General features: G+C 74.8%; 1 protein-coding gene. It reads right to left on the bottom strand.

Going from position 1 to position 1,276, the window contains the following annotated elements; all coding sequences use genetic code 11:
- Positions 1–926, bottom strand: a 926-nt coding sequence (locus tag CR470_RS38005) for an alanine racemase (protein WP_097872299.1), incomplete at its 3' end; no start/stop codon positions are given.
- Between the last annotated feature and the right edge of the window lie 350 nt (positions 927–1,276).

Genomic DNA, 1,276 nt, shown 5'->3' with positions numbered 1-1,276 from the left:
CCACCGAGCACCGTCACCACGCCCACACCGGGCCGGCGCACCACGGGCTGCGCGAACAGGGCCGCGGGCCGGCCGGTGAACGACGTGTAGTTGTCGAACAGCCGGGGCACGTACAGCCCCGAACCGGCCGCGATCTCCGTCACCGCGGACTCGGCCGCCGTGTGCTGCACGCTGCCCGTGCCGCCGCCGTTCACGAACTCCAGGTCCGGTGCGACCGCCCGGACCGCCCGCACCACCTCGGCCCGGCGTACCGCCAGCTCCTTGCGGGCGGCCGACTGCATCAGCCGGATCGCCCGGGACCGCAGCGGCCGCCCCGCCAGCGCGTCACCGACCCCGGCGACATGCCCCTCGTACGCCATCAGCCCCACCAGCCGGAAGCCCGGCCTGCGGGCCACCGAGCGGGCCAGCTCGGCGAGGTGCGCGGGGGAGCGCAGAGGGGAGCGCAGCGCCCCGATCCGGACCCGGCCGCCGAGCATCCGCAGCGAGGTGTCCAGCTCCAGGCAGACCCGGATCTCCTCCCGCCCGCCCGCCCGGGAAGCGTCGATCAGCTCCAGCTGGGCGTGGTCGTCGACCATCACGGTCACGGCGGCGGCCGATTTCGGATCGGCGGCCAGCTCGGCGAACGCGGACCGGTCGGCCGACGGGTAGGCCAACAGGACGTCGTCGAACCCGGCCCGGACCAGCCACAGCGACTCCGCCAGCGTGTACGACATGACCCCGGCGAACCCGGGACGCGCGAGCACCCGCTCCAGCAGGGCCCGGCACCGCACGGACTTGCTCGCCACCCGGACCGGCTTCCCGGCCGCCCGCCGCACCAGATCGTCGGCGTTGGCGTCGAACGCCTCAAGATCGACGATCGCGATCGGGGCGTCGAGATGGGCGGTGGCCCGGTTGTAGCGGGTCCGGTCAGCGGCACGGGCAGTCATGGCCGCAGCTTGCCAGAGAGCCTCTACGGCTGGGTAGGGGGATGATCGGGACAGATCGCCCGCCGACCGGGGCGTCCTGTTCCCCGCCGCTCGCCCGCAGCCCGTAGAGTGACGTGCACGCGAGCACCAACGGGCCTGTCAGCGGCGGTGATCCGTGGTCGGTACGAGGACGTGTAAGCAGGGGGCCGGATGAGTACCGAAGCGCAGCGCACCCCTGTGCCGCCCCGCCCGACGACCCCTCCCACGGCCCCTGCTCCCGCGCCCACGACGCCCGCCCCCGCACCCCCGGCCACCTCACGGACCGCACCGCCTCGGCGGGTTCGGCCCGCGGACACCCCGCAGGAGGCCTC

The organism is Streptomyces sp. rh34, assembly GCF_002551245.1.
Lineage (GTDB): Bacteria > Actinomycetota > Actinomycetes > Streptomycetales > Streptomycetaceae > Streptomyces.
The sequence above is the reverse complement of the archived record's forward strand: the minus strand, read 5'-3'. Positions and strand labels throughout refer to the sequence as shown.